This is a genomic window from Nocardia sp. NPDC052001, from assembly GCF_040680615.1.
Lineage (GTDB): Bacteria > Actinomycetota > Actinomycetes > Mycobacteriales > Mycobacteriaceae > Nocardia.
Genome location: NZ_JBFAXC010000002.1, coordinates 701,416 through 724,838 on the forward strand (window position 1 = coordinate 701,416; position 23,423 = coordinate 724,838).

Here is a 23,423-nt window from a genome sequence, read left to right on the forward strand (position 1 = left end):
TCCTGATCGGCACCGCCGCGCGCCGGCAGGTTTTACCTGACGCGTAATCGCTTCCGCGCAGCTCAGCGAACAAGCTCGGTACATGAGCGAATACGAGAACATCGCACAGCGGTACATCGACAGCTGGAACGAGAAGGATGCCGATAAGCGCCTGGCGCTCATCGACGAGTTGTACACCCCCGGCGTGATTTTCACCGATCCGCTGGTGTCCCTGGTCGGCACCGCGGCCGTCGCGGAGATGGTGGCCGGAGCCCAGGAACAGTTCGCCGGGCTGGAATTCGGACTCGGCGCCGTGGACGGCCACCACGATATCGCCCGCTTCACCTGGACCCTGAACGCGCCCGGAGCGCAGGAGCCGATCGTCATCGGATTCGATGTGATCACCATCTCCGGCGGGAAGATCGAACGGGTGCACGGATTCCTGGACAAGGTGCCGGGCTGAGTGCTGAAGTATTCGGTGGTGCGGCGGCGAATCATCCCCGCACCACCGGATATTCGGTTGTGAGCCCGATCAGGGGGTGGTGCCGTCGGCGTAAGCGCGGCGGAAAATGTTGTGGGGGAACGTAGTTGAGTGCCGGGGGAGGAGCATTCCCGGCGACCGGAGCGGGTCGCCGGGTAGCCTTTCATGCCCGCGTCCCTCAAACTATGACGTTTCCCTCACTGCCCGCGCGAGTCCGGTGGCGCCCCATACGATCCGGACCTGAAGAAGGCGGGAAGGCGAAGAGGCCATGGATCGAAATGCGTTCGTCGAGGTGATGAACGAGGCGAGCGGCATGCTGGAGTCCGGCCGCGCGCCCGAAGCGCTCGCCCGGCTGACGGCGTTCGACAATGCGCTGCTGTCACCGCCGGACCCCAAGGATTACGGCTGGGTGGTGTCGTACACCTTCCGGTCCGCGTTCGCCGCGGGCGAATACGACCAGGCACTGCGCATCGCCGAGAACGGCCCGGCGCGGTTCCCGGCCGATATACCGCCCGCGACCCTGGCGACCATGTACTCCATGGGCGTGGAGGCCGCCACCCAGCTCGGCCGCGCCGACAGCGCGGTGCTCATGGCCGACCGCTGCATCGATCTGCGCCGCAGCCACGGCGATCACGGCGAGGTCCTGATGGCCGCCATGACCGCGTGCACCCTGCTCGGCGATATCGAAAGACATGATCTGGCAAGCCGGTACGCCCAGCTCCTGGTCGCCGAGGGCGACGGTTACGACGAATACCGGGCCTACGGCTACTACGCCATCTGCGCCGCCATCGAACACGAGGTCGGCGGCCACCTCATCGACACCCTGCGCGCCGGCCGCGACTGGCTGCTCGCGCACGACAACGAATTCGCCCGCGAGGCACTGGGATACCTGAACAGCTCCGCCGCGGTGGAGAATGCCGCTCCGGCCCCGCAGCGGCCGGACGTGCCCCTCGGCCAGGATCCATTCGCGCCGCCGCCCGGACCGGACCCGCTCGGACAGCCGTCATTCGGCTCGGATCCGCTCGGGCAGTCCCCGTTGGGCTCGGATCCGCTCGGTCAGCCTCCGCTCGGCTCGGCTCCTTTCGCGCAGCCGCCGCTCGGCCCGGAGTCGCCGGTTCCGGGGCCGTTCGGCCCGGCTCCGGTCGATCCGGATTTCCTCGCCCCGCCGCCCTTCGGCGCGGAGCCGTTCGACGCGCCCCCGCCCATCGATCTGTCGGTGCCGCTCGGGCCGCCGCTGGGTGAGGTGGCGCAGACCGAACTGCTGAACATCTCCGGGGATGGGATGGAATCGGTCACCGGGCCGAAACAGCCTCCGGCGGATCAGCTCGCGGGCGGTGAGGCCGCCGACGCGTTGCTCGAGGCGCAGCGGCCGGGTATCGCCGCCACCGCGTATCGCGCGCTCATCGACGATGCCATCGCCACCGGCACACCCGATCCGCTGATCGCCGGTAAGGCCGTGCTCGGTCTGCTGATGGCGCTCATCTTCGACAATCGGGTCGGTGAGGCGCACGCGGTATGGATCGATGAGCAGGGGCCGACCTACCTCGGCGTCTGGGCGCTGGAGAACGGTCAGACCTCGGTGCACGACGCCATGGCCTACAACCTGGTCGCGGCCTTCCTGCACTCGCTCAGCACCGGCGATCCGAATGCCGCCAATCACGCCGTCGACACCCTCATGGGCCGCTGCGTGAACTGGGCCTTCGGCACCGATCCGCAGGTCGTGCCCGCCATGCTCAATACCTGGCGGCGGCACCTGTTCGAGATTCACGAGGGTGAGCCCGCCCCCGAATACCTGTGGGAACTCGGCCAAGCCGAACAGCGCTGGGGCGGACCGCTGCCCGAATCGGCGCTGTACTGGATGCGCCCGTACCCGTGGGTCGTGGACTGGCTGTGATCGGCCCGAATTAGGCTGCCCGGTATGGCAACCGAGATCTGGCACAACCCCAAATGCTCGAAGAGCCGCACGGCCAAGGCGACGCTCGATGACACCGGCGTCGAGTACGTCGAGCGCCGCTACCTCGACGATCCGCCGAGCGTCGCCGAAATCGATTCCGTACTGGGCAAACTCGGGCTCGAACCGTGGGATATCACCCGCACCGCCGAACCCGAGGCCAGGGAACTCGGGGTGGCCTCCTGGGATCGCACGCCCGCCGAGCGGGACCGCTGGATCGAAGCCCTCGCCACCCATCCGCGACTCATCCAGCGGCCGATCGTACTGACCGCCGACGGTCGCGCCATTCTCGCCCGCAGCGCCGAAGCGCTCGACGAATTGCGCTGAGCGGCGCGACGATTCGTCACGAGAGCGCGAAAACCGGGAATCCCGGTGCGATGGCGGCCAATTCGGCATCGGAGGAGTTCTTGGTCACGCCCTCGAAGAACCGGCCCACTTCCCAGCCCCAGCGATCCAGGTAGGCGTGCAGGACGGGGAGCTTCTCGGCATCGGGGAGCTCCCGTGCGGTGAAGGTCTCGGTCTTGCGGCCCAGCCGCAGTTCGCCATTACCGGAGACGCGCAGATTCCGGACCCACTGGGTGTGGCCGCGCGGTGCGACCAGATAGCGCTGTCCGTCGACGACCAGCAGATTGACCATCGTGGTGCGCCATTCGCCGCTCTTGCGCCCGCGCACCGCGAGCAGTCGTGAACCCGCCACGCTGATGCCCAGTTTGGGCAGGGTGTTGGCGATGCGGTTCATGATCGGGTCCAGGCCGGTGGGGGACAGGTACCGGGTTGCGAGGTCGCTCATGGCTGACTTCCTTCTGATATTCGAGAGCGGCGCTCTCTGATGTGATCAGTGTGCGCCGCCGGTCGCCGCGCTGTCAAGAGCAGTGCTCTCATTTCATTCATCTGCTCCGAAACGTGGCACACTATTCGTATGAGCGCCCCACGTACCGCCCGTGAACGGGCACGAGCCGAGATCACTCGCGAGATCACCGATGCGGCGCGCCGTCAGCTCGCCGACTCCGGCGCGGCCGCGCTGTCGCTGCGTGCCATCGCCCGCGAACTCGGCATGGTGTCCTCGGCGCTGTACCGGTACTTCCCGAGTCGGGACGAACTGCTCACCGCGCTGATCATCGAGGCGTACAACGCCGTCGGCGAGGCGGTGGAGAACGCGGTCGCGACCGGGGACACCCCGCGCGCGCAGTGGCGGGCCGCGGCGGCGGCGGTGCGGCACTGGGCCATCGGGCATCCGCACGAATACGCGCTGCTGTACGGGTCGCCGGTGCCGGGGTATCAAGCGCCGCAGGACACCATCGGACCCGCGTCCCGGGTGCCGGTCGCGGCGCTGGGAATCGTCGTGAACGCCTGGCGGGCAGGCACTTTGGCGGACGGCGAGGGCGAGATGTCCGCCGAGCTCACCGCGCAATGCTCCGAGATCGCCGCGCAGATCGCACCGGGATTGCCGCCCGAGGGCGTGGCGCGCACGGTGGTGGCGTGGACGCAGCTCTACGGCGCGGTCGGCTTCGAACTCACCGGGCAACTGGTCGGCAGTATGGATCCCGCCGGGCCCTTCTTCGACTACGCCGTGGAACTGATGGCCGATCTCATCGGCCTGTCCGGCTAGCGGCGGTGAATCTCGGCCTGCTCCAATGGGAATGGCGGCTCACCGAGTCCGACGATGCGCAGATTGCCCCACGGGTCACGCTCCTGGAGCACACCGCGCGCGGGTGTCCCACCCGGCAGTGTGAGGAAGACCTGACCGCGTCCGGGATCGGGTAGTTCGACGCCCTCGGGCGCGGAAACCCTTCCGTACCAATGGAAATTGCCGTCGATCGGATCGAGGTGGCCGTTCAGGCTGACCGTGACGGCGACCTCCGCGCCCGGCGCGTCCAAGAGCGCCGGACCCGAATACTCCGGTGCGGGAGCGGGATCCGGATAGTCGATATCCGGTGCCACCGCCCGCCGTGCCCGCCTCACAGCAGCCCCTGGCGCTGCCAGATGCGCTTGCCGATCGGGCCGATCAGGCCCTGCTTGTCCAGGAACGCACCGAGATTCGCGGCTCCGACGCCCAGGGCGCGCTTGGCATGCGGATTGGCGCGGGCCATCCGCCGTGCGCCGCGACCGTCCTCGATTCCGGCGCGGACGTACATATGCCAGTTCGTCATCAGGTGCACGAACAGCGGTGCGGCGATCGCGACGCACAGTCTGGTGTACGCCAGTTCGGCCCGCGACATCTCGGGGACCATGCGCGCCAAAGCATCCCGGGCGAAACCGATGTGGCGCGCCTCCTCGGTGACGTGAATCCGCATGGCGCGCGCCACGACCGGCTGCAATTCCGGATCGTCCAGGGTCTGGCGCTGAATGGCGTCGAAGATCTCCTCGCCGACCAGCGCGCCCACCCACACCATGGAACCGCGCAGGAAGATCTGCAGTGCGCTGATGGTCAGGCGCTCATAGCGATTGGGCCAGTACGGCTTCGCCTCCACCCGGTCGATGAGCTTGCCGAACATCATCATGTGCCGGCATTCATCGCCCATCTCGGTGAGCGTGTAGTGCGAATGCCGGGACCGCGGATCGCCGGACATGAGCTCGCGCAACAGCAGTCGATTGAGCAGGTTCTCGAACCAGATGCCGACGGAGAGCACATTGGCCAGTTCCTGGCGCGAGAGTTCGCGGCGCTGTTCATGATCCATCGCATCCCACAGCGGCGTGCCGAAGAGCGAGACCACCCCGGGCGGCAGGAAGAGTTTGTCCGGGTCCAGGGGTGCGTCCCAGTCGATATCGACGACCGGATCGTAGAACTTCTTCACATGCCCCGTGAGCAGTCGCTGAGCGAAGGAATCGCGAGGGAGCAGTGTCTTGTCGGGGGAAGCGATGGCGTCGTTGCTCATGGCAGCATCCTGACTGAAATTACTGATACACGCTGTTACACTCAGATTAGTGGTACACGGTGTATCGGTCAATAAGCAGGTGGGTATCGTGGGCCGAGTGACCGGAACCAGCACTCATACCCCGTCGAGCGACGGCCGCAGCACCCGCTGGAGCGGACACAAGGCCCGCCGCCGCGCCGATATGCTCGACGCCGCCCTCGGTGTCATCGAGGACAACGGCGTGGAGATCTCGGTGCAGCAGATCGCCGATCGCCTCAAGGTGCCGCGCCCGGTCGTCTACCGGCACTTCGACGGCCGCGCCGATCTCGACGAGGCGATTCGCCGGCACATTCTGGATTCGCTACTGGCCGAACTGCTTCCGCGCCTGCGACCCGACGGCACCGTGCGCGATGCGGTGCGCGGCGCGGTCGGCACCTACGTCGGTTGGGTTGTGCGGCATCCGAATCTGCACCGCTTCCTGGCCGCCGGTGATCCGCACGGGCAGTCCTCGGGGGCGCTGGCCGGAGCGCGTGATCGCATCGGCGCGCAATTGGCGGACCTGTTCGCCGATATCCTCGGCGGCTTCGGACTCGATCCGAACCGCGCCCGCCCCACCGCTTTCGGCATGGTCGGCTTCGTGGACGGCGTGGTCAACAGCTGGCGCGCGGACGGTGTGCTCACCTCCGAGCAGGTCGAGGGCATCCTCACCGAATCGGTCCTCGCGCTGCTCGAGGGCAATGCGCGCAGCCTCGAGGTGCCGATGACCCGGGACACCGTCGTCGCCGAATTGGTGGCGCGCCGGGAAGCCGCCCAGCTCGGCTGATATTCATCGCTCGGCTGTCAGGGGTCGTGGCTGCCTCGAATAATTTTGCCGATTTGGAAATATTGCCGCGACGGCAAATATCTGTACGCTGGGACAGGTGAGCGATGGATTGCGTGAGCGCAAGAAGCGGGAAACCCGGCTCGCCCTGAGCCTGGCCACCATTCGCCTGGGCGTGGAACGCGGCTGGGACAACGTGACGGTGGAGGACATCGCCGCCGCGGCCAATGTCTCGGTGCGCACCTTCCGCAACTACTTCTCCAGTAAGGCCGAGGCCGTGGCGTCCCGGCATCTGGAACGCATGGAACAGGTCGCCGAGGAATTCGCCGCCCGCCCGGACGGTGAAACCCTGTGGGAGGCAATGACAGCCGCCGTCCTGGACCGCTTCGGACTCGGCGAGACCGTCACCGCCGCGACCACCACCGACCGGCACTGGGTGGACGGCATTCGCATCATGCTCGGCACACCCGCCGTGCAGGTGGCCATTCTCGAAGCCAATGCGACCGCGCAGCAGACGCTTACGGCCGCGGTGGCCGCCCGCACCGGCACCGATCCCGCCCGGGACCTGTATCCGAGTCTGGTCGCCGCGGCGGTCTCGGCCGCCATCAGCGCCGCCATCGATCACAGTCAGCGCGCCGATCCGCCGCAACCGCTCATGGATCTGCTGCGCGAAGCGCTCGACCGGCTGGCCGCGGGCCTGCCGGTGCCTAACTGAGAAACGCTGTCTCGCAGGAGAAGTCATGACCCACGACGTCATCATCGCCGGAGCGGGCCCAGTCGGCCTGATGCTGGCGAGCGAACTCGCCCTGGCTGGTATCCGCCCGCTGGTGCTCGAACGGCTCACCGAACCCAGTTCCGAAGCCAAAGCCAACGGTCTGGTCGGACAGGTGGTGCCGATGATGGATAGGCGCGGCCTGTACGAGCGTCTCGGCGGACCGCCCGGACGGCCGCAACCCAATTCCGCCTACTTCATGTTCGCCGCTCTCCCTTTGGATTTGAGCCTGCTCGAGCGCAGTCCCGTCTACAACATGGCGGTACCCCAGCCCGAACTCGCGGCGGTACTGCGAGATCGGGCGCTCGAACTCGGCGCGGAAATCCGCTGGGGTGCTGAGATCACCGGCATCTCGCAGGACGAAGACGCTGTCACCGTGGATGTTTCGACGGCGGGGGAGACGGTCCGGCTGCGCGCCCGATACCTGGTCGGCGCGGACGGCGGGCACAGCGTGGTTCGCAAGCGGTCCGGAATCGACTTTCCCGGAGTCAGTTACGACCGCGCCACCACCCGCACCGCGCACGCCACCATCTCCCCGGACCTGGTGGATCCCGCCACCGGGGCGCTGCGCGTCCCCGGCTACGGCGAGATTCGCCCCTTCCTGCCGATTCGCACCGAACGTGGCGGACTGGCCTACGCGCCGTTCCCCGGCCGGACACCGCTGTTCAGCACCACCGAATGGGATCGCCCGGCACAGGAGGGGCCGATGACCCTGGCGGAGATGCAGGCCAGCATCGCGTACGTGCTGGGCGCGGAGATCGAACTCGGTCCCGCGACCGGACCCGGACCGCACGCCCTGCGCCGCCAGCTCGGCGGAAACACCAGGGTCGCCGCACAATTCCGGGACCGCCGCGTTGTCCTCGCCGGTGATGCCGCGCATGTGCTGGTATTCGGCGGCGGTCCCGGCCTCAATCTGGGTCTGCAAGACGCCATGAACCTCGGCTGGAAACTCGCCGCCGAGATCAAAGGCCAAGCGCCGCAAGGTCTCCTGGACACCTACGACACCGAGCGGCGCATTGCCGCCGACCGTGCGGTGGCGCAGTCGCAGACGCAGGCCGCGCTGCTCGCGCCGGGCGCGGATATCACCGCCATGCGCGCGGTTTTCGCCGAACTGCTCACCGATGCGGCCACCGTGCAGCGGATCGCCGACCTGATCTCGGGGTCGGACGTTCGCTACGACATGGGCGTACCGGACCCGCATCCGCTGGTCGGCGCGCCCGCCCCCGACCTCGACCTGGACACCGCCGCGGGCCGGTCTCGCGTAGCCGAATTGAGCAGGGCCGCACAGCCATTGCTGCTCGACCTCACCGTAACCGGCTCATTCGCCGAGGCGCTGAGGCCATACGCCGATCGGATCGAGATCGTGCACGGCCGCACCGAGGATCCGCCCGCCGCCGCACTTCTGCTGCGTCCGGATACCTATGTGGCGTGGGCGACCGACGCTCCGAACCTCGATACCGCCGACCTCGGCGGATTGCGGTCCGCGCTGGCCCGCTGGTTCGACGCCGTGCCGGTGACTGCGGCTTGATTCGCGTGCTGAGATACGTCTCGGGCAAATGGTGATCCTTCACCCGGGAATCCCGAAGCGTCGTGTTAGATCTCGTGCCCGGGACCGGCCGGAACATCACCGGCGCCTAGGCGGTGCGAGTGGTGCCGCTACCGCGCTCCGCCAGGGCGCGGTAGCTGGCGTTCCATAGCCACTCGACCGGGCCGCGGTCGAAGCGGCGCAGCCAGGTGTGGGCGAAGACCAGCATGCAGGCCGAGACCAGCAGGTAGATGCCGAGGGTGAAGGGCACGCGGGCGGCGGGGGAGACCAGGGTGGCCAGGCCCAAACCCCAGCCGTAGCAGAGGAATCCGGCGAGCAGGTTTTGTAAGATGTAGCAGCTCAAGGCCATTCGTCCCACCTCGGCGAAGCGGCGGCCGACGAAGGCGGGGGCGGTGCGGCGGGCGTAGACGTGGGCGACCAGGCCGAGGATGCCCATCGATACGAAGGGCGCCAGGCCGTAGCGGGTCAGCAGGATCAGATCGCCGCCGACCATGCCGATCACGAAATCCAGCGGGGTCGCGACCGCTCCGATGATCATGAGGCGCTTGCGGATTCGGGCACCCTCCGGTTCGAATACCCCGGCTCGGAACAGGCGCGCGCCCAGCAGGAACAGGGCGATCGACATGGGGAAGATGAAGAGCGGTTCCAGCCGGAAGATCAGCGCGTGGTCGATACGGAACAGCACCAGATCCCAGAAGGAGCCGTCCGCGTAGGGATTGGGGTCCAGCGGTTCGGGCGTGGACGACTCCTGCTGACCGGCGGCCAGCACGATGCCCGCCACGATGACGGTGAGCATGAGGGTGTGAATGCCCGCCGCGATGATCAGCCAGCGGCGCTGGGCACGCGGGCCGGTGGCCAGCACGAACGCCACCACCAGGCCGGTCACGGCATAGCCCATGAGCACATCGAATTCGGCGACCAGCAGGAAGTTCAGCAGACCGTCCAGGCACAGCAGGGCCGCCCGCCACGGATACTTGCCCGGCCACGCGCGCCCGCCGCGCACCGCGGAACCCTGCTGAATCGCGAGCCCGATACCGAACATGATGGTGAGCAGACCCAGGAACTTGCCCTGCGCCAATTGCTGGAGGAACCGCTCGGCCCACAGCCAGATACCGTCCGGCTCGTCCAGGTGCGCGACATAACCAAGCAGCCCCGAACCATTGGAGAAGATCCAGATATTGGTGCCGAGGGTGCCCAGAATCGCGATGCCGCGCAGCACATCCAGGGCGGGCAGTCGCGCGGATCGCCGCGGGGACGGTGCCGTCGCCGTGGTATCACGTTCCGCCGGAACGGGATTCGACTCGCTCGCGGCGGTGATCGGGCGTTCCGATCGCGGGGAGGTGACCGGTTCGACCATGTCTGACATTGTGTCGTCCGCGCCGGTAGCGGCGGATCACCCGGGAGGACGATGCCGGATACGCCGCACGAATGACCAACCCCGAGACCCGAGCCCGACCCGGTCGCGCCCCATCCGCGCCCGCGTCGCCTAGGCTCGACCACATGCAGCGCATCATCGGAATCGAGGTCGAGTACGGCATTTCGACGCCTTCGGAGCCGTCGGCCAACCCGATTCTCACGTCGACCCAGGCGGTTCTCGCCTATGCCGCAGCCGAAGGCGTGCCGCGCGCCAAACGCACCCGCTGGGATTACGAGGTGGAATCACCGCTGCGCGACGCACGCGGATTCGACCTCGGCCGGCTCAACGGCCCCGCACCCGTCATCGACGCCGACGAGGTCGGCGCGGCGAATATGATCCTCACCAATGGCGCACGGCTCTACGTCGACCACGCGCACCCCGAATACTCCGCCCCCGAGGTCACCGACCCGCTGGACGCGGTGATCTGGGACAAGGCCGGTGAGCGGGTCATGGAGGCCGCCGCCCGCTTCGCCTCCAGCGTGCCGGGCGCGCCCCGCATGCAGCTGTACAAGAACAACACCGACGGTAAGGGCGCCTCCTACGGCACCCATGAGAACTACCTCATGAGCCGTGAGACCCCGTTCAACCAGATCATCGTGGGCCTCACCCCGTTCTTCGTATCCCGCCAGGTGATCTGCGGTTCCGGCCGCGTGGGCATCGGCCAGAACGGTGATACCGCCGGATTCCAGCTGTCCCAGCGCGCGGACTACATCGAGGTCGAGGTCGGCCTGGAGACCACGCTCAAGCGCGGCATCATCAACACCCGTGACGAACCGCACGCCGATGCGGACAAGTACCGTCGCCTGCACGTCATCATCGGTGACGCGAACCTGTCCGAATGGGCCACCTACCTCAAGGTCGGCACCTCGGCGCTGGTGCTCGACATGATCGAGGCGGGCGAGGACCTCTCGGACCTCCAGCTGGCCCGTCCGGTCACCGCCGTGCACACCATCAGCCATGATCCGACGCTGCGCGCCACGGTCGCGCTCGCCGACGGCCGCGAGCTGACCGGGCTTGCGCTGCAACGCATTTACCTCGACCGCGTGGAGAAGTTCGTCTACCGCCAGGGCATCGACGACGCCCGCGTGCAGGATCTGCTCACCAAATGGGCGCATGTGCTCGACCTGCTCGAGCGCGACCCCATGGAAACCGCGGACCTGCTCGACTGGACCGCCAAACTCCGTCTGCTGGAAGGCATGCGCAAGCGCGAGGGCCTGACCTGGGCGGCCCCCAAACTGCACCTGGTCGACCTGCAGTACTCGGACGTGCGCCTGGACAAGGGTCTCTACAACCGCCTGGTGGCCCGAGGTTCCATGCAGCGCTTGGTGTCCGAACAGCAGATCCTCGACGCCATGACCAATCCGCCTACCGACACCCGCGCCTACTTCCGCGGCGAATGCCTGCGCCGCTTCGGCGCCGATATCGCCGCCGCCAGCTGGGACTCGGTCATCTTCGACCTCGGCGGCGATTCCCTGGTCCGCATCCCGACCCTGGAACCCCGCCGCGGTACCAAAGCCCATGTGGGCAAGTTGCTGGACGGTGTCGAGACCGCGGCCGAGTTGGTGCAACAGCTCACCCACTGAGGGTGAAAACAAGAGGCGGCGGCAGGCTTCCGGAAGATCGCGAAGCGACGTCAATGCGGTTAATCCGGCACGTTGTCGCCGCCGCTGGGTAGTGTTGACGCTACGGGCATCGGATTTTCTCCGGTGCTCGCCGATGATCACAGAGGAGGTCGGCTGCTATGGCACAAGAGCAGACCAAGCGCGCCGGTGGTGGCGACGAGGATGAGGGCCCCGTCGGGGACGGTGCTGCGGGGCAGGAGCGCCGGGAGAAACTGGCTGAGGAGACCGACGACCTGCTCGATGAGATCGACGACGTCCTCGAGGAGAATGCCGAGGACTTCGTGCGCGCATACGTTCAGAAGGGCGGCCAGTGACCCAAGGCGACCCACTGCGTCTCCAGATGGGGAACGCCCTCTCCTCCTTCTCCGAATACTTGCGGATGCACGCTCCGGAACTGTTGCCCGGCAACAGCTTCCGGGGTGACGGAGCGCTCTCGAATACGGGTGCGCCCTCCGATATCGCACCGCACGGCACCACCATCGTCGCGGTCAGCTACCGCGGCGGTGTGCTGATCGCGGGCGACCGCCGGGCCACCCAGGGCAACCTGCTGGCCAGCCGGGACATCGAGAAGGTGTACATCACCGACACCTTCTCGGCGGCCGGTATCGCGGGCACCGCGGGTATGGCCATCGAAATGATCCGGCTGTTCGCGGTGGAGCTCGAGTACTACGAGAAGATCGAGGGCGTCCCCCTCACCTTCGACGGCAAGGCCAACAAACTCTCGAAGATGGTGCGCGACAACCTCCCCGCGGCCCTGCAGGGTCTCGCGGTGGTGCCGCTGCTGGTCGGCTTCGACCCGGATCAGTCCGATCCGGATAAGTCCGGCCGCATCATCTCCTACGACGTGGTCGGCGGCCGCAGCGAGGAGCGATTCGGTTACACCGCGGTCGGTTCCGGCTCGCTGTTCGCCAAATCGTCGCTGAAGAAGACCTATCGCCGGGGCATCGATCAGGACGCGGCATTGAGCATCGCCGTGGAATCCCTGTTCGACGCCGCCGACGACGACACCGCCACCGGCGGCCCCGACACCCTGCGGGGCATCTATCCGACGGCGATCGTCATCGATTCCGAAGGCTCCGTTGAGGTGTCGGAGGGACGGCTGGCCGAGATCACCCGCGAGATCGTGGCCGAACGCGCGGACGAAGAGGGGAGTGCGCGAGCATGACACTGCCGTATTACGCGTCCGCCGAACAGATCATGCGCGATAAGACCGAACTCGCGCGCAAGGGCATCGCACGCGGGCGAAGCGTCATCGTGCTGGTGTACGACAAGGGTGTGGTGTTCGTGGCCGAGAACCCCTCGGCCACACTGCACAAGGTGAGCGAGCTGTACGACCGCGTCGGTTTCGCCGCCGTCGGCAAGTACAACGAGTTCGAAAGCCTGCGCCGCGGTGGCATTCTGCAGGCTGATCTGCGTGGTTACCAGTTCGACCGGCGCGATGTCACCGGCCGCTTCCTGGCCAACCTGTACGCGCAGAGCCTGGGCACCATCTTCACCGATCAGCTCAAACCGTTCGAGGTCGAGATCTGCGTGGCCGAGGTCGGCTACCCGGATGCGACGCCGAGTTCGGTGCTGTACCGCATCAACTTCGACGGATCCATCGTCGACGAGCGCGAATTCGTGGTCATGGGCGGCAATACCGAGCCCATCGTCACCGCGCTCAAGGCGTCCTACCAGCCCGGTCTGGACCTGCACTCCGCTGTCACGGTGGCGATGCAGGCCCTGGCCAAGTCCGCACCCGAGGGCGCGGACAAGGACAAGAAGCCGGCCGCGTCGGCCTCGCTGGAGGTCGCCACGCTCGAACAGTCCCGGCCGCGACGGGCTTTCCGCCGCATCACCGGGGCCGCACTACAGGAACTGATCACCGGTAAGGCGCAGAGCGCCGCGGCGGCGGCCGAGGCCGACAGGCCCTCGTCCGGAGATCCGTCCCAGGCCTAGAATTTCGCCGAAATCCCCGGCCGCACACGACAAGTGCGCGCCCGGCGATTCCGGGCGATATTCTCCCGCCCCGAAACCGGGCCGCGAACCTATTGTTCGCGGCCCGGTTTCGCATTTTCACCCCCCCGCCACGTTGCACTCGGGACCTGCGAGTGTTTGCACTCTGCACAGCAGAGTGCAAAGGGGACTTGCCTTTTCGCTGCCTACAGGGGGTGCGGCGTTGCATCCCGTGCTAAATCGTTGTGAATACGTTTGCATCGGGTCTGCCACACCGCCCTTATCGGGCACTACATCGCTGTAATGTCGATAGGGTGCAGCGACGAATCATGGGGATCGAAACCGAATTCGGGGTGACGTGCACCTTTCACGGTCACCGTCGGTTGAGTCCTGACGAGGTGGCCCGGTATCTCTTCCGCCGGGTGGTTTCCTGGGGCCGTAGTTCCAACGTGTTCCTTCGTAATGGCGCCCGGCTCTACCTCGATGTCGGTTCCCATCCGGAGTACGCGACGGCCGAGTGCGACAGCTTGGTGCAGCTGGTCACTCATGACCGCGCCGGTGAACGGGTCCTGGAGGATCTGCTCATCGACGCCGAACAGCGTCTCGCCGAAGAAGGTATCGGCGGCGACATCTACCTGTTCAAGAACAACACCGACTCCGCGGGCAACTCCTACGGCTGCCATGAGAACTTCCTCGTGGTGCGTGCGGGCGAGTTCTCCCGCATCTCCGATGTGCTGCTGCCGTTCCTGGTGACCCGCCAGCTGATCTGCGGTGCGGGCAAGGTGCTGCAGACGCCCAAGGCCGCCACGTTCTGCCTCTCACAGCGCGCGGAGCACATCTGGGAGGGCGTCTCCTCGGCAACCACGCGGTCGCGGCCCATCATCAACACCCGTGACGAGCCGCACGCCGATGCCGAGAAGTACCGCCGCCTGCACGTGATCGTCGGCGATTCGAATATGGCCGAGCCGAGCACCATGCTCAAGGTCGGCACCGCCTCGCTGGTCCTGGAGATGATCGAGGCGGGCGTCGCCTTCCGAGACTTCGCTCTGGACAACCCGATTCGGGCTATCCGTGAGGTGTCGCACGATCCCACCGGTAAGCGCCCCGTGCGCTTGGCGGGCGGCCGGCAGGCCAGCGCCCTGGAGATCCAGCGCGAGTACTACGCCCGCGCCGTCGAACATCTGCGCAATCGCGATCGCGATCCGCAGGTGGACGCGGTGGTGGACCTCTGGGGCCGCACCCTCGACGCCGTCGAGGCGCAGGATTTCGCCAAGGTGGACACCGAGATCGACTGGGTCATCAAGCGCAAGCTGTTCCAGCGCTATCAGGATCGCTACAGCATGGAGCTGTCCGATCCCAAGATCGCCCAGCTGGATCTGGCCTATCACGACATCAAGCGCGGCCGCGGCGTCTTCGACCTGTTGCAGCGCAAGGGTTTGGCCAAGCGCATCACCGAGGACGAGGCGGTCGACGCGGCGGTCAACACCCCGCCGCAGACCACGCGTGCCAAACTGCGTGGCGATTTCATCACCGCCGCACAGGAAGCCGGCCGGGATTTCACGGTCGACTGGGTGCACCTCAAGCTCAATGATCAAGCCCAGCGCACGGTGCTCTGCAAGGACCCGTTCCGCTCGGTGGATGAGCGCGTCGACCGGCTCATCGCCTCGATGTAGATGCACGCAGCGTAAAGATCGATTCGAAACGGCCGCGAACCCAACAGGGTTCGCGGCCGTCCCGCTTCTGGACTGAGCGGAGGGAGGGAAGAAGTGGGACTTCCCGGGCCGCGGACCAGCCCGGAGCGAAGCGGAGGGCAAAAAGGGTAGAGCCGTGCTACGCGCGTCGCGCGGGCACACTACTCTCTAACGGGTGGCGATATCCAAGGTCGAGCGGTTGATGAATCTGGTTATCGCGCTGCTGTCCACCCGTCAGTTCCTGACCGCCGAGCGGATTCGGGACTCTGTCGCGGGTTATGAGGAGTCGGCGAGCGACGAGGCCTTCAGCCGCATGTTCGAGCGCGACAAGAACGAGCTGCGCGATCTGGGCATCCCCCTCGAAATCGGGCCCATCAGCCGGTATTCCGGCGCCGAGGGCTACCGCATCAATCGGGATGCCTATGAGCTACCCGATATCGATCTGACCAGCGCCGAATCCGCCGCGGTCGCGGTCGCGGTGCAGCTGTGGGAGTCCCCGGAACTGGCCGCGGCGGCCGAGGGCGGGCTGCTCAAGCTGCGCGCCGCGGGCATCCACCTGGAGCCCGACGCCGGTGTCGCGTCGGTGCCCGCGGTCCCGGCGCGCACCCGCGGTTCCGAACCCGTACTGGGCAAACTGCTGGCCGCCATCGACGCGGGCCGTGCGGTGCGATTCCTGCATCGGCAATCGCACGGCGAACCCATCGAACGCGATGTGCAGCCCTGGGGTGTGGTCACCCATCACGGCCGGTGGTACCTCGCGGGCTATGACAATGCTCGCAACGCACCGCGAGTGTTCCGCATCTCTCGTATCGGTGAGGCGATCACCGCGTACGGCCCCGAGGACGTCGTGCACAAGCCCGCGGATGTGGATCTGCGCGCGCTGGTCGCCGAGGTCACCGGGCAGGCCCCGATTACCGGTTCGGCCACGGTCTGGGTCGCGGACGGCCGCGGTCAGGAGATCCGCAGGCTCGGCGCGACCATGGAGGAGCGTGAGCTCGGCGGCCGCAAGGGCTCGATCGTGGAGGTGCCCATCCGTTCCCGCGATTGGCTGGCCCGGCTCATCACCGGTCTCGGCGCGGACGCGCTGGTGCTCGCGCCGGAAGAGCTGCGCCACAATGTGATCGCCCGGCTCGAGTCGGTGCTGGAACGGACGGAGGTCTCGGCATGAGCGACGGTGGCAATCCGCGCAAACCCGCATCGGGTGCCACGGACGGCGCGCGCGTCTCCACCGGGGCCCGCGATCGCCGTGCCAATGCCGTTGCCGCGAGCAGGCTTTCGGTGCGGCTGTCCCGGCTGCTGAATATGGTCCCGTACTTCCAGGCCAATCCGGGCATCAGCGCCGCGGAGGCCGCCGCCGAACTCGGCGTCACCACCAAACAGCTGATGAGTGATCTGAATCAGCTGTGGATGTGCGGACTTCCGGGGTACGGCCCGGGTGATCTGATCGATCTGTCGTTCTCCGAGGAGAGCATCGAGGTCACCTTCTCCGCCGGTATCGATCGCCCGCTGCGGCTGACCTCGCTGGAGGCGACCGCACTGCTGGTGGCACTGCGCTCGATCGCGGATCTGCCCGGCATGGTAGATCCCAGCGCGGCGCATTCGGCCATCGCGAAGATCGAATCCGCCATCTCCGGTATCGAATTCGAGGCCCCGACCACCCCGGCCGAGGCCCCATCGGTGGCGACGGTGCGGTCCGCGCTCGCCAACAGTCACGCGGTGCGGATGGTCTATTACTCGGCCAGTCGCGATGTCGTGTCTGAACGAACCGTGGACCCGATTCGTATTGTCCTGGTGGACAACAACAGCTATCTGCAGGCCTGGTGCCGCGAAGCCGAGGGCGTCCGCCTGTTCCGCCTCGATCGCATCGAGGAGGCCGCCGAACTCGACGAACCGGCGCGCCCGCCCGCCGAGGCCGCCGCCGACGAAACCTCGGCACTGGACCTCTTCGTCGACGATCCGGCGGTTCCGCTGGCGCGCCTGCTGATTCACGCCGACTACTCGTGGGTCCTGGATCAGTATCCGATGCATCGGGTCGCGGTACATCCGGACGGCAATGTCGAGGCCACCATGCGCTTCGCCACCCTGGACTGGATGGCCCGGCTGCTGCTCGGCTTCGGCTCCGGGGTCACCGTGCTGGGCCCGCCCGAACTGGTGACCGCGGTGCGCGAACGCTCCGGCACCGCGCTGGCCGCGTATTCGGCTCTGGTCCAGGACAATTCGACCGAACTGCAATTGACCGGGTTAGAGGAGGTCGGTCCGGCGTGACCGTCCCGAACATGACACCGCCGGGCTCCGCGCCGCGCGTGATGGTGCTGGGCGCGGGCAGTATCGGCATTTTCGTCGGCGGCAAGCTCGCCGGTGCGGGCGCGGATGTCACGTTCATCGGACGGCCTCGCCTGCTCGACGAGATCAGCGCGTCCGGGCTGCGGCTCACCGATCTGGACGGACTGGACCAGCGCGTCGAGGCGTCCGCGTTCCGGACCGCGACCGATCCGGCCGCGGCGGCCGACGCCGATCTGGTGCTCATCACCGTCAAGTCCGCCGATACCGAGAAGGCCGCGCGCGAGCTGTCCGGCCTGGTCAAGCCCGGCACCGTGGTGATCAGCCTGCAGAACGGCATCGGCAATGACGCGGTCATCCGGGAGGTGCTGCCCGCGTGCGTGGTGCTGGCGGGCATGGTCATGTTCAATGTCGTGCACCGCGAGAACGGCCGCTTCCATCGCGGTACCGCGGGCGGGGTCGCCATCGCCGATGACGCCGTGCTGAACCGTTTCGCGCCCGTGCTGCACGAATCCGGGCTCGGCGTGAAGCGGTATCCGGACCTGCTGTCCGTGCAGTGGGCCAAACTGCTGCTGAATCTGAACAATCCCATCAACGCGCTGTCCGGCCGCCCGCTGCGGGAGGAACTGGGCACTCGCGATTACCGTCGCTGCCTGGCCCTGACCCAGCAGGAGGCGCTCGCGGTGATGTCGCGCGCGCGGATTCGCCCGGCCCGGCTCACCCCGCTGCCGCCCGAGCTCATGGCGCGCCTGCTGACCGCCCCCGACGGGGTCTTCCGCCGGGTTGCCGGGCGGGTGCTCGCCATCGATCCGATGGCCCGCTCATCCATGGCCGATGACCTAGCGGCGGGTCGCAAAACCGAAATCGCTTGGCTCTGTGGTGAAATCGTGACCCTCGGAACCATGGTCGGTTTGCCGACACCGGTCAACGCGCGGCTCATCGAATTGATAGCGGCCGCCGAGAACGGTGACCGACGCACCTGGTCCGGGCCGGAGTTGCTGGCGGAGTTGAGCGCAGTGACCCATTCGGACTCTTGACGAAAAACCCGGGCATATGCATGTCCGGTAGCATCTGAAACACCACAGTCTTTGGAGGTTGGAATTATGGGCAGCATCAGCCCGTGGCACTTGCTGATCGTCGCACTGGTCTTCCTGCTGTTCTTCGGCTCGAAGCGGATGCCCGACGCCGCGCGCAGCCTCGGCCGATCCATGCGGATCTTCAAGAGCGAAGTCAGCCAGATGCAGACCGAGGCCAATAAGCCGGCCGAGACCGCCCCCGAGGCGGCCGCCCCGCAGCAGCTTCCCGCCGCGCAGCCGGTTCAGCCCGCTGCCGTCGCGCAGCCCGTGAACGTCGAGAAGCCCCAGGTCTGACATCATCCGTCCCCGGGGTTGAGTGATCAGCTCACCCCGGGTCGAGCGTTGTCCAGGTCCGGGGCGTTCACTCACCGCGAGGCAGTCACACACACATGCGCATTCCGTTCGATCCGCGCCGCAGCAAACGCCGGACCAATCCCGAGGGCACCATGTCCCTCGTGGAGCATCTGGCCGAGCTCCGTTATCGATTGCTCGTCGCACTGGCGGCCATCTCGGTCACCACACTGCTGGGATTCTTCTGGTACTCGCACTCGTTCCTCGGGATCGAGAGCCTCGGTGATGTGCTGACCGGGCCGTACTGTGAACTGCCCGCGTCCTCCCGCGCCAATATCAGCCCCGATGGGGCGTGCCGCCTGCTGGCGACCGCGCCGTTCGAACAGTTCATGCTGCGATTGCAGGTGGGCGCGACCGCGGGTGTGGTCATGGCCAGCCCGTTCTGGCTGTATCAGCTGTGGGCGTTCGTGACGCCCGGGCTGTACGCCAAGGAGCGCAAGTACGCGATCTCGTTCGTCACCGCGGGTGCGACGCTGTTCGTCGCGGGCGCGGTGCTGGCGTACTGGATTGTGGCGCACGCCTTGAGCTTTCTGCTCACCATCGGCAACAACACCCAGATCACCGCGCTGAGCGGTTCGCTGTATTTCGGGTTCATCATCAAGCTGCTGATCATCTTCGGCGTGAGCTTCGAGACGCCGCTGTTGATCGTGGGCCTGAACTTCCTGGGCGTGCTCACCTATGAGCGCCTCACCAAGTGGCGGCGCGGCTTGATCTTCGGCCTGTTCGTGTTCGCGGCCATCGTGACACCGCAGGACCCTTTCTCCATGCTGGCGCTCGCGCTGGCGCTGACCGTGCTGTTCGAGATCGCGGTGCAGATCGCGCGCATCAACGATAAGCGCAAGGCGCGCAATGCCGAGAACTGGAACAACCTGTCCGATGACGAGGCATCACCGCTCGGGGACAGCGGCGGCGGCATCGATGCGGCAACCCCCGTGGAGACTCCCGAACCGGTCGCCGCGGCCACGCCGGAGAAAACAACGCGAAGCGTGTCGGATTACTCCGATACCCTCTGACGGTGACATCAAGGTCGCTTACTGGCGAATTGGCGGCATTCGCCGCCGAGCTGAAATTCGAGCTGGATCCGTTCCAGCGGCAGTCCTGTGAGGCGCTCGCGGGCGGGCACAGTGTGCTCGTCTGCGCGCCCACCGGTGCGGGTAAGACCGTGGTCGGTGAATTCGCGGTGCATCTGGCGCTGGCCTCGGGCGGGAAGTGTTTCTACACCACGCCGATCAAGGCGCTGTCGAACCAGAAATTCGCCGATCTGACCGCCCGCTACGGGCGCGAATCGGTGGGTCTGCTCACCGGTGACCAGTCCATCAATCCGCACGCCTCGGTCGTGGTGATGACCACCGAGGTGCTGCGGAACATGCTGTACGCGAGTTCGGATGCGCTGCAAGGGCTCTCGTACGTGGTGATGGACGAGGTGCACTATCTGGCGGACCGGTTCCGCGGCGCGGTGTGGGAGGAGGTCATCCTGCACCTGTCGCCCGAGGTGCGCCTGGCGTGCCTGTCCGCCACGGTCAGCAATGCCGAGGAGTTCGGCGCGTGGATGGAAACCGTGCGCGGGGATACCGCGGTCATCGTGGACGAGACCCGGCCGGTGCCGCTGTCCCAGCACGTCATGGTCGGGCGGCGCATGTTCGATCTCTTCGACTCCCGATCCAGCGATCAGAAGGTCCTGGTCGACGAGGATCTGGTGCGCTTCATCAAACAGCGCGAAGCTGCGGACCGGATGGACAACTTCGGTATGCCCGGCGGGCGCGGGCGCGGTGGACCGCGCCGGTTCTTCCGGCCGGTGCCCCGGCCCGAGGTGATCGCCAAACTCGATGACGAGGGGCTGCTCCCGGCCATCACGTTCATCTTCAGCCGCGCGGGATGCGATGGGGCGCTTGCCCAATGCGTGCGCTCGCGGCTGGACCTCTCGCGCGATGAGGATCGCGAGGAGGTCGACGCGATCATCGAGAAGCACACCGGCGATCTACCGCGCGGTGATCTCGAGGTGCTCGGCTACTGGGAATGGCGCGAGGGACTGCACCGGGGATTCGCGGCGCATCACGCGGGCATGCTGCCCGCCTTCCGGCATACCGTCGAGGATCTGTTCGTGCACGGTCTGGTGCGGGCCGTATTCGCCACCGAGACACTGGCTCTGGGCATCAATATGCCCGCGCGCACGGTGGTGCTCGAACGCCTGATGAAGTTCAACGGTGAGACGCACGCGGAGTTGACCCCGGGTGAGTACACCCAGCTCACCGGTCGCGCCGGGCGGCGCGGTATCGATGTCGAGGGCCACGCTGTGGTCATGTGGAATCCGGATGTGGACACCAGCGCGGTGGCCGGATTGGCTTCCACCCGAACGTATCCGCTCAAGAGCTCGTTCCGGCCCGGGTACAACATGTCCATCAATCTGGTGGATCGGATGGGGGCGGAGAACTCGCGGGCGCTGCTGGAGCGCTCGTTCGCGCAGTTCCAGGCCGACCGTTCGGTGGTGGGGCTGGTGCGCGGTATCGACAAGAACGAATCGGCCATGCGCAAGCTGCGCTCGCAACTCGGCGATGACGATTTCCTCGAATACATCCAACTGCGCGAACGCATTCGGGGCCGGGAACGCCAGATCGAGAATCAGGGCCGCACCGATCGGCGGTCGGCGGCGGTGAACGCGCTGGCGGCGCTGCGGCGCGGTGATGTGGTGGCCATTCCCGCGGGTCGGCGCCAGGGGCTCGCGGTGATTCTGGAAGCCGATGCGACACCGGGTGATCCGCGTCCGCTGGTGCTCACCGAGGACAAGTGGGCGGGCCGGGTCTCGGCCGCGGACTTCCCGACACCCGCGCAATCGCTGGGTCATCTGCGGTTGCCGCGGCATGTGGACCATCGCACCGCGCGGGTGCGGCGCGATCTGGCGTCGGCACTGCGCAGTACCGGCATCGTGGTGCCGGGGCGCGGTCGCACGGGCAAGAAGTCCAAGGCCGCGGACGATCACGAATTGCAGTCGCTGCGGCGGGCCCTGCGCAACCATCCGGCGCACGCACGGCCGGATCGAGAACAGTTGGCGCGCATCGGCGAACGCTATAACCGGCTCGCGCGTGAGACCGAATCGCTGCGTCAGCAGGTGGCGTCGACGACCAATTCGCTGGCGCGCACCTTCGATCGGATTCTGGCATTGCTCGCCGAACGCGGATACGTGGAAGACGGTGAGGTGACCGCCGACGGCAGGCGGCTCGCGCGTATCTACGCCGAGGCCGATCTCGTTGTTGCCGAAAGTCTGCGGCAGGGGCTGTGGCGCGGCCTCGGCCCGGCCGAATTGGCGGCGGTGGTATCGATCCTGGTGTTCGAATCCCGCCAGGAGGGCGGCTATCTCGGCGCTTCGGGGCCGACCGCCCCGATCCGGCGGGCCGTGGACGCCACCATCGGGGTGTGGTCGCAGCTGCGTGCGGATGAGGCCAAACATCGGCTCTCGCCCACCCGCGAACCCGATCTGGGTTTCGTCACGGGTATGCATTCCTGGGCGCGCGGCGATGACCTCGCCGACGCCCTGCTGGCCAGTGGCGATCGCGGAAATCCGCTCTCGGCGGGCGATTTCGTGCGCTGGTGCCGGCAGGTCATCGACATGCTGGATCAGATCCACAACACCGCCGACGATGTGGAGGTCGCGGCCACGGCGGCCAAGGCGGTCAAGGCTATTCGGCGGGGTGTCGTCGCGGTGGACGCCGCGTAGCGAATGTGACTGTGCTTTGATTCTTTACAGACGTACCGACCGCGGTGGGTTCACGAGCGTGTTCCCGCTCGGGGGGCTAGCGTGTGTACATCGGATTGCGAGTGGAGGCAAGCAAATGAGCGGCCCGTACGGACCGAACGACGCCCCAGGCACTGGGGAGGGACGCAACGATCCGACGCAGCAGTGGGGCGGCGGTCAGCCGCAGCCCGGCGGCGCTCCGGGTCAGAACTGGGGTGGGCAGCCCGCGCAGCCGACCACGAATTGGGGTGATCAGCAGCAGCCGTGGGCGCAGAGCCAGCCGCAGCAGCCGCAGCCCGGTCAGCAGTGGGGGCAGAGTCAGCCGCAGTGGCCGCAGCAGGGTCAGCCGCAGCAGCCCGCCACCGGCGGTCAGGAGTGGGGTCAGCAGCCGCAGCCCGGTCAGCAGTGGGCGGGGAGCCAGCCGCAGTGGCCGCAACAGGGTCAGCCCGGGCAGCCCGGCTGGGATCAGTCCCAGCCCGGTGGTCAGCAGTGGCCGCAGCCGCAGCCCGCGACAAAGAAGAAGACCGGTCTGATCATCGGTATCGCGCTGGCGGTCCTGGTGGTGCTCGGCGCCATCGTCGCCGGCGTGGTGGTGCTGACCGCCAAGGATCAGCTCGACAACAAGGCCGTGGCCACCGGTGTGCAGAAGGTGCTCAAGGATTCCTACGGCATCGAGGATGTCCAGGATGTGAGCTGCCCGTCCGGCCAGAAGGTCGAGGTCGACAAGACCTTCGACTGCTCGCTCAAGGTGGGCGGTGAGGCCAAGAAGGTCACCATCAAGGTCACCAAGGATGACGGCACCTATGAGGTGGGTCGTCCCAGCTGATCTGCTGCGATAGGCGTTGACAACCCGGGGCGAGATCGTTTCGCCCCGGGTTTCGTCGTTTCCGGGGGCGGTTGCGGTGAATGCGCTGGAA

At 67.0% G+C, this 23,423-nt stretch carries 23 protein-coding genes; 19 read left to right on the forward strand and 4 right to left on the reverse strand.

What is annotated here, in order from left to right; all coding sequences use genetic code 11:
* Positions 1-82: 82 nt before the first annotated feature.
* The 3 genes from AB0L82_RS11485 to AB0L82_RS11495 all read left to right on the forward strand — a co-directional run bounded on the left by AB0L82_RS11485 (position 83) and on the right by AB0L82_RS11495 (position 2,738).
* Positions 83-442, forward strand: a complete 360-nt coding sequence (locus AB0L82_RS11485) for a nuclear transport factor 2 family protein (RefSeq protein WP_364633987.1) — start codon at positions 83-85, stop codon at positions 440-442.
* A 286-nt stretch (positions 443-728) separates the two neighbouring features.
* Positions 729-2,354 (forward strand): hypothetical protein, encoded by a 1,626-nt coding sequence (locus tag AB0L82_RS11490; protein ID WP_364633989.1) that lies wholly within the window; start codon positions 729-731, stop codon positions 2,352-2,354.
* A gap of 24 nt (positions 2,355-2,378) precedes the next feature.
* Positions 2,379-2,738 (forward strand): arsenate reductase family protein, encoded by a 360-nt coding sequence (locus tag AB0L82_RS11495; protein ID WP_364633991.1) that lies wholly within the window; start codon positions 2,379-2,381, stop codon positions 2,736-2,738.
* Positions 2,739-2,754: 16 nt separating this feature from the next.
* Here AB0L82_RS11495 and AB0L82_RS11500 read toward each other — a convergent pair whose 3' ends face one another.
* On the reverse strand, positions 2,755-3,201 hold the full coding sequence (locus AB0L82_RS11500; RefSeq protein WP_364633993.1) for a nitroreductase family deazaflavin-dependent oxidoreductase: 447 nt from the start codon (positions 3,199-3,201) through the stop codon (positions 2,755-2,757).
* Between the two features lie 129 nt (positions 3,202-3,330).
* Here AB0L82_RS11500 and AB0L82_RS11505 point away from each other — a divergent pair, with 129 nt between their 5' ends.
* Positions 3,331-4,020, forward strand: coding sequence for a TetR/AcrR family transcriptional regulator (locus AB0L82_RS11505; RefSeq protein WP_364633995.1), 690 nt, complete (start codon positions 3,331-3,333; stop codon positions 4,018-4,020).
* Here AB0L82_RS11505 and AB0L82_RS11510 read toward each other — a convergent pair.
* The gene (locus AB0L82_RS11510) at positions 4,017-4,373 is read right to left on the reverse strand and encodes a DUF4873 domain-containing protein (protein WP_364633997.1); all 357 of its coding nucleotides are present in this window, start codon (positions 4,371-4,373) and stop codon (positions 4,017-4,019) included. The two genes, AB0L82_RS11505 and AB0L82_RS11510, sit on opposite strands and share 4 nt — an antisense overlap.
* Positions 4,370-5,287, reverse strand: a complete 918-nt coding sequence (locus AB0L82_RS11515) for a diiron oxygenase (protein ID WP_364633999.1) — start codon at positions 5,285-5,287, stop codon at positions 4,370-4,372. Before AB0L82_RS11515 ends, AB0L82_RS11510 begins: the two co-directional genes overlap by 4 nt.
* 97 nt (positions 5,288-5,384) lie before the next feature.
* Here AB0L82_RS11515 and AB0L82_RS11520 point away from each other — a divergent pair, with 97 nt between their 5' ends.
* From AB0L82_RS11520 to AB0L82_RS11530, 3 genes are all read left to right on the forward strand, one after another.
* Complete coding sequence (locus AB0L82_RS11520; RefSeq protein ID WP_364634001.1) at positions 5,385-6,089, forward strand: TetR/AcrR family transcriptional regulator; 705 nt, start codon at positions 5,385-5,387, stop codon at positions 6,087-6,089.
* A gap of 97 nt (positions 6,090-6,186) precedes the next feature.
* A complete protein-coding gene (locus tag AB0L82_RS11525) occupies positions 6,187-6,801 on the forward strand; it encodes a TetR family transcriptional regulator (RefSeq protein WP_364634002.1) in 615 nt (204 codons plus the stop codon).
* 25 nt (positions 6,802-6,826) lie between these two features.
* A complete protein-coding gene (locus tag AB0L82_RS11530; RefSeq protein WP_364634004.1) occupies positions 6,827-8,386 on the forward strand; it encodes an FAD-dependent monooxygenase in 1,560 nt (519 codons plus the stop codon).
* A 106-nt stretch (positions 8,387-8,492) separates the two neighbouring features.
* Here the strand turns inward: AB0L82_RS11530 and AB0L82_RS11535 are convergent, their stop codons facing one another.
* Positions 8,493-9,761 (reverse strand): DUF418 domain-containing protein, encoded by a 1,269-nt coding sequence (locus tag AB0L82_RS11535; RefSeq protein WP_364634005.1) that lies wholly within the window; start codon positions 9,759-9,761, stop codon positions 8,493-8,495.
* A 143-nt stretch (positions 9,762-9,904) separates the two neighbouring features.
* Here AB0L82_RS11535 and dop point away from each other — a divergent pair, with 143 nt between their 5' ends.
* The 12 genes from dop (at position 9,905) to AB0L82_RS11595 (ending at position 23,332) form a co-directional block, all read left to right on the forward strand.
* Positions 9,905-11,404 carry a depupylase/deamidase Dop gene (gene dop, locus AB0L82_RS11540; protein WP_364634007.1) on the forward strand — a complete coding sequence of 500 codons (1,500 nt, stop codon included), beginning with the start codon at positions 9,905-9,907 and terminating at the stop codon, positions 11,402-11,404.
* 158 nt (positions 11,405-11,562) lie between these two features.
* Positions 11,563-11,757, forward strand: coding sequence for a ubiquitin-like protein Pup (locus AB0L82_RS11545; protein ID WP_067536347.1), 195 nt, complete (start codon positions 11,563-11,565; stop codon positions 11,755-11,757).
* Between the two features lie 26 nt (positions 11,758-11,783).
* Positions 11,784-12,608, forward strand: coding sequence for a proteasome subunit beta (gene prcB, locus AB0L82_RS11550; protein ID WP_364634008.1), 825 nt, complete (start codon positions 11,784-11,786; stop codon positions 12,606-12,608).
* Positions 12,605-13,381: a proteasome subunit alpha gene (gene prcA / locus AB0L82_RS11555; protein WP_364634010.1), complete on the forward strand. Its 777-nt coding sequence runs from the start codon at positions 12,605-12,607 to the stop codon at positions 13,379-13,381. The genes prcB and prcA overlap by 4 nt, the downstream gene beginning before the upstream one ends.
* A 311-nt stretch (positions 13,382-13,692) precedes the next feature.
* Positions 13,693-15,051, forward strand: coding sequence for a Pup--protein ligase (gene pafA / locus AB0L82_RS11560; RefSeq protein ID WP_364634012.1), 1,359 nt, complete (start codon positions 13,693-13,695; stop codon positions 15,049-15,051).
* 193 nt (positions 15,052-15,244) lie between these two features.
* A complete protein-coding gene (locus tag AB0L82_RS11565) occupies positions 15,245-16,237 on the forward strand; it encodes a YafY family protein (protein WP_364634014.1) in 993 nt (330 codons plus the stop codon).
* Positions 16,234-17,334 carry a YafY family protein gene (locus AB0L82_RS11570; protein WP_364634016.1) on the forward strand — a complete coding sequence of 367 codons (1,101 nt, stop codon included), beginning with the start codon at positions 16,234-16,236 and terminating at the stop codon, positions 17,332-17,334. Before AB0L82_RS11565 ends, AB0L82_RS11570 begins: the two co-directional genes overlap by 4 nt.
* Before the next feature lie 11 nt (positions 17,335-17,345).
* Positions 17,346-18,386 (forward strand): 2-dehydropantoate 2-reductase, encoded by a 1,041-nt coding sequence (locus AB0L82_RS11575; RefSeq protein ID WP_364636000.1) that lies wholly within the window; start codon positions 17,346-17,348, stop codon positions 18,384-18,386.
* Positions 18,387-18,452: 66 nt separating this feature from the next.
* Positions 18,453-18,719, forward strand: a complete 267-nt coding sequence (tatA, locus tag AB0L82_RS11580; protein ID WP_364634018.1) for a Sec-independent protein translocase subunit TatA — start codon at positions 18,453-18,455, stop codon at positions 18,717-18,719.
* A gap of 95 nt (positions 18,720-18,814) precedes the next feature.
* Positions 18,815-19,789, forward strand: coding sequence for a twin-arginine translocase subunit TatC (tatC, locus tag AB0L82_RS11585; RefSeq protein WP_364634020.1), 975 nt, complete (start codon positions 18,815-18,817; stop codon positions 19,787-19,789).
* A gap of 2 nt (positions 19,790-19,791) precedes the next feature.
* On the forward strand, positions 19,792-22,488 hold the full coding sequence (locus AB0L82_RS11590; RefSeq protein WP_364634022.1) for a DEAD/DEAH box helicase: 2,697 nt from the start codon (positions 19,792-19,794) through the stop codon (positions 22,486-22,488).
* A gap of 115 nt (positions 22,489-22,603) precedes the next feature.
* Positions 22,604-23,332 carry a DUF4333 domain-containing protein gene (locus tag AB0L82_RS11595; protein ID WP_364634023.1) on the forward strand — a complete coding sequence of 243 codons (729 nt, stop codon included), beginning with the start codon at positions 22,604-22,606 and terminating at the stop codon, positions 23,330-23,332.
* The last annotated feature ends 91 nt before the right edge of the window (positions 23,333-23,423 follow it).

Coding starts and splice junctions, on each gene's coding strand:
- AB0L82_RS11490 (WP_364633989.1), top strand. CDS start 729: ATGGATCGAAATGCGTTCGTCGAGGTGATGAACGAGGCGAGCGGCATG.
- AB0L82_RS11505 (WP_364633995.1), top strand. CDS start 3,331: ATGAGCGCCCCACGTACCGCCCGTGAACGGGCACGAGCCGAGATCACT.
- AB0L82_RS11570 (WP_364634016.1), top strand. CDS start 16,234: ATGAGCGACGGTGGCAATCCGCGCAAACCCGCATCGGGTGCCACGGAC.
- AB0L82_RS11595 (WP_364634023.1), top strand. CDS start 22,604: ATGAGCGGCCCGTACGGACCGAACGACGCCCCAGGCACTGGGGAGGGA.
- AB0L82_RS11535 (WP_364634005.1), bottom strand. CDS start 9,761: ATGGTCGAACCGGTCACCTCCCCGCGATCGGAACGCCCGATCACCGCC.
- AB0L82_RS11530 (WP_364634004.1), top strand. CDS start 6,827: ATGACCCACGACGTCATCATCGCCGGAGCGGGCCCAGTCGGCCTGATG.
- prcA (WP_364634010.1), top strand. CDS start 12,605: ATGACACTGCCGTATTACGCGTCCGCCGAACAGATCATGCGCGATAAG.
- AB0L82_RS11485 (WP_364633987.1), top strand. CDS start 83: ATGAGCGAATACGAGAACATCGCACAGCGGTACATCGACAGCTGGAAC.
- AB0L82_RS11575 (WP_364636000.1), top strand. CDS start 17,346: ATGACACCGCCGGGCTCCGCGCCGCGCGTGATGGTGCTGGGCGCGGGC.
- dop (WP_364634007.1), top strand. CDS start 9,905: ATGCAGCGCATCATCGGAATCGAGGTCGAGTACGGCATTTCGACGCCT.
- tatC (WP_364634020.1), top strand. CDS start 18,815: ATGCGCATTCCGTTCGATCCGCGCCGCAGCAAACGCCGGACCAATCCC.
- AB0L82_RS11515 (WP_364633999.1), bottom strand. CDS start 5,287: ATGAGCAACGACGCCATCGCTTCCCCCGACAAGACACTGCTCCCTCGC.
- prcB (WP_364634008.1), top strand. CDS start 11,784: ATGGGGAACGCCCTCTCCTCCTTCTCCGAATACTTGCGGATGCACGCT.
- tatA (WP_364634018.1), top strand. CDS start 18,453: ATGGGCAGCATCAGCCCGTGGCACTTGCTGATCGTCGCACTGGTCTTC.
- AB0L82_RS11500 (WP_364633993.1), bottom strand. CDS start 3,201: ATGAGCGACCTCGCAACCCGGTACCTGTCCCCCACCGGCCTGGACCCG.
- AB0L82_RS11545 (WP_067536347.1), top strand. CDS start 11,563: ATGGCACAAGAGCAGACCAAGCGCGCCGGTGGTGGCGACGAGGATGAG.
- AB0L82_RS11495 (WP_364633991.1), top strand. CDS start 2,379: ATGGCAACCGAGATCTGGCACAACCCCAAATGCTCGAAGAGCCGCACG.